A 3831-nucleotide genomic window follows, 5' to 3' on the forward strand; every position below is an offset into this window, starting at 1 on the left:
CTCCATGAGAAATCTCATTATTTATGTATGAAGTTTCTCACCTATCGGCAGCAGCGTGGTAACAGAAAACCCGTTTGCCCCGTCAACGATCACCGTTCCGTTAATGGAAGCAGCTCGCTCTTCCATTCCTGCAATGCCAAGGCCTTTTTGAAACAAGTGAGCCCCTTTTCCATTGTCTTTGACTTCTACTTTAACCATTTTATTTAGTACATGAAGCTCAATGGCAATCATCGTTGCTTCTGCATATTTTAAGGCATTCGTAATAGCTTCCGTTATATTTTCATGGATAATTTTCCACTGAAGAGGGGTGATAAGATCCAAATTACCTTTGTATACAAGAGGCATTGCGATACTATGTTTAGCCTCAAATTCACCAATAAATAATTTAAGCCTGCTGATTCCTATTTGCTCAGCGGGAGGCTTTATACTTTTTAACGTTAACCTGATTTCTTCAATGCCTTCTTTCGAAATTGTAATTGCATTTTGAAGAAGAGACAGCGCTTTTTCTTCATCTTGCTTCATTACATGCTTTGCTGCCTCCATTTGAATAAGCGCTCCTGTCATTGAATGACCAATCTTATCGTGAATTTCCTGCGATAATCGATTTCGCTCTTCTAATTTTGAAGCATATTGAGACTGTCTCACATACTCTTTATTTTCATTCACGTGCTTTTGCAGCTTTTGCATACTTACTCTCATTTCATCGAGCTTTTGTTCATAATTGATTGTCCTCTTTTGATAGAGAGCTGCTCCTGTATAAATAAAGAAAGTAAACGCAGCGACTAACACATACAGCACGCTAATGTCAGAGGGAACAAGCAGCATTGGAAGCAAAACAAGCAGCAGCACCATCCATTTTTTCACGACTGATTCTCCAATAAGCTCACAAAGGTTTAGCGGCAAAAGAAGAAAAAACAAAGGATGAAGTTTATACGCACAATATAGAATAAGGACAATTGAACTAACAATAAACATGCGCTTGAACGCGCTCTTTTTCACAATGGACGCTGCAATATTAACACAGCTGTAAAGAAGCAGTGCTAACACAATAGCTGAAATCGAGTGTACATAATTAAACTGAATGTACGTAATAGCCAAAAACAGTATAAGGATGAGCTTAGTCATCATTAATCCGACTTCCATAGCCCTACTTCCCTTTACCGGTTAAATAGTAAATAGCAATTTGAGTACGGTGCTCAAGTCCCGTCTTACTTAAAATCGAACTAATATAGTTTGCTACGGTACCTTCTGAAATAAAAAGTGTTTTAGAAATTTCTTTATTTGAAAGCCCCTTGGCAATCAGCGTCATAATGCTCGTTTCACGCTCTGTAAACTGTGTCATATCCGCTTTTGACTCGCGCTCAGTTGCAGCGTTTAAACTTGATTTAATTTTATCAAGCACAACATCTTGAAGAACCGTATGTCCGTTGAACACGCTTTTGATTGCGTCTCGAATGCGCTCTGGCTCTGTATTTTTTAACAAGTAGCCTTTAGCTCCGTTTTTTACGGCATCAATAATATATTCATCGTCATCAAACGTAGTTAAAATAAGCGGCTTTGCTTTCGTTGACTCTGAAATAAGCTTTGTAGCCTCTACACCGTCCATAACAGGCATTCTTACATCTAACAATGCAATATCAACGGAATGATTCTTGCAATATTGAACGGCTTCCTGACCATCTTTTAAAGTAGCAACAACGTCGAATTCCTCGTATGTATTTAATATAATTTTCATTCCTTCTCGAATAAATGAATTATCATCTGCAATAATAATAGTAATTTTCATTTCTGTAAGTGAGAAGACCTCACTTTTTTTCACATCCTTTTTTCACATCCATCCGGATGCTTCTCATTTATTGTAGCCATAATAAACCAAAAGTTCAATGCGATAGTTCGCAGTCTTTCTAAGAACTAAAAAAGAGCAAACCTCCGCAGGTTTACTCTTTTATCTCATTACTTCTGAGCTAACTTAATCACCGTCTCTAAAAGTACGTTTACACCTTTTTCACATTCTTCCCAAGGAGTGAACTCTTCCTCACAATGACTTTTTCCGTTTACGCTCGGTATAAAAATCATAGCCGTCGGAATATAGCTAGCTAAAAACTGTGCGTCATGTCCAGCTCCGCTTACCATTCGCTTGTAGGAATAGCCAAGGGAACGAACCGACTCTTCCACTTCATCGCAAACCGTTTTATCAAACCACACGGTATCGCGACCCCAAAGCTTGGTCACCCGCACTTCGCAGCCTTCTAACAGCTCCGCTTGATCAGGCAGTGATTGAATAATTTTTTCCACAGATGCAATGACATCTTCATCCGTATGTCTCGCTTCAAGCGAAAAAATAACTTTATTTGGAATAATGGTATGAATATTAGGCAGTACGTTCATACGACCCATTGTATAGACTAAATTTGAATCTAATCTGCCGAGCTCATGACGAGCTTCAGCAATTAAATTATTGGTTGCAAAAAGCGCGTCTTTCCGCATGTCCATCGGCGTCGTCCCGGCGTGATCTGACTCCCCGGTAACTTCAATTTCATAGCATACCATTCCGAGCACGCACTCGACTACACCGATTGATTTGGCTTCTCGTTCTAGAATAGGCCCTTGCTCAATATGTAATTCTACAAATGCCGATGCTTCAGTAAGACGGTTACTCGTATCGCCTTCATATCCGCATGATTGAAGGGCTTGCTTAAACGTCACGCCGTCAACATCTGTCTTCTTCATCATAACGTCTTTTTGAAACTTGCCCGATAAAATACCTGAAGCCATCATAGAAGGCTCAAAACGCGCTCCTTCTTCATTCGTAAAGTTAACAATCATAATCGGCACCTTCGGCTTAATATTATGTTCAACCAGCGTCCTTACTAACTCTAACCCTGCAACTACACCGAGGATTCCATCAAACCTTCCGCCTTTTTTTACGCTGTCAATGTGTGAGCCAATTACAACAGGCGGCTTATCTTCTAGTCCTTCAAGCGTGGCGTAAATACATCCAAGGTCATCGATTTTAATATCCATTCCAAGGTCACGGCAGCATGAACAAAAATAATCTCGTGCTAGGCGATCTTCTTCTGACAGCGCTAAGCGGGTTACACCGTTATTAGGTGTTCGTCCATAATCGGCAAATCGTTCAAGCGTATTTTTTAACCTTTCTCCATTCACTGCTACTTTTTGTCGTTGCAACTCAACCACTCTCCTCATTATTTGGTTATAAAGTGCGTCTAAGATGCTGTGTTAATGAATATCATTCATTATGACATAAAATAGGCGATATCACTTGAAGTCTGTTAGAACCCCTTCCATTATTTTTATAATGAAAGTGCGCAGTTTGCCTTATGTATCTATTAGCTTCAAAACGTAAATTTCCTGCTTTTTTCTATGAATAATGCACGCGTTATTTATGCATTTTTATTATAAAAATAGCGATAGGTTTTTTTCAAAAAAAAGAGAATTAGTTATTATACTAACTCTCCTCYACATACTTACTTTTTATTTGCTTTCTTCGCAATCGCAATCATTGTAGCCAAAACACCGACTGTAATAATCACAATAGCAATTACAGCAGTGGTAATAATAATTCCTGATGTTACTTCTGAAACACCCATTAGTCTACGTTCTCCTTTTGTGCCTGACCTATTTACCTACATCAGCATACTGGTCGGTTTATTCCTATTATATACGAACTTGTAAAGCGACGAAATATGTGACACATAATTGACATACTGTTTATATGTTTTCTTTTAATTCTACGTTTTATTTAAGAAAATACGGGAATAATTCAAACATATATAAGAAATACTCTTTATTTCTTTAAAGAAGTATTGT

4 protein-coding genes are annotated in these 3831 nt (G+C 38.4%); all 4 read right to left on the reverse strand.

Annotated features, from left to right (window positions below; translation table 11 throughout):
• Nucleotides 1-21: 21 nt before the first annotated feature.
• A complete protein-coding gene (locus tag AC1DRF_RS19025; RefSeq protein WP_427076394.1) occupies nt 22-1143 on the reverse strand; it encodes a sensor histidine kinase in 1122 nt (373 codons plus the stop codon).
• 4 nt (nt 1144-1147) lie between these two features.
• Complete coding sequence (locus AC1DRF_RS19030) at nt 1148-1786, reverse strand: response regulator (RefSeq protein WP_028408271.1); 639 nt, start codon at nt 1784-1786, stop codon at nt 1148-1150.
• Nucleotides 1787-1953: 167 nt separating this feature from the next.
• The gene (locus AC1DRF_RS19035; protein ID WP_477741403.1) at nt 1954-3189 is read right to left on the reverse strand and encodes an allantoate amidohydrolase; all 1236 of its coding nucleotides are present in this window, start codon (nt 3187-3189) and stop codon (nt 1954-1956) included.
• A gap of 299 nt (nt 3190-3488) precedes the next feature.
• On the reverse strand, nt 3489-3611 hold the full coding sequence (locus tag AC1DRF_RS19040) for a hypothetical protein (RefSeq protein WP_013057357.1): 123 nt from the start codon (nt 3609-3611) through the stop codon (nt 3489-3491).
• Nucleotides 3612-3831: the final 220 nt, after the last annotated feature.

The sequence above is a fragment of the Priestia sp. P5_B4 genome (assembly GCF_056400385.1).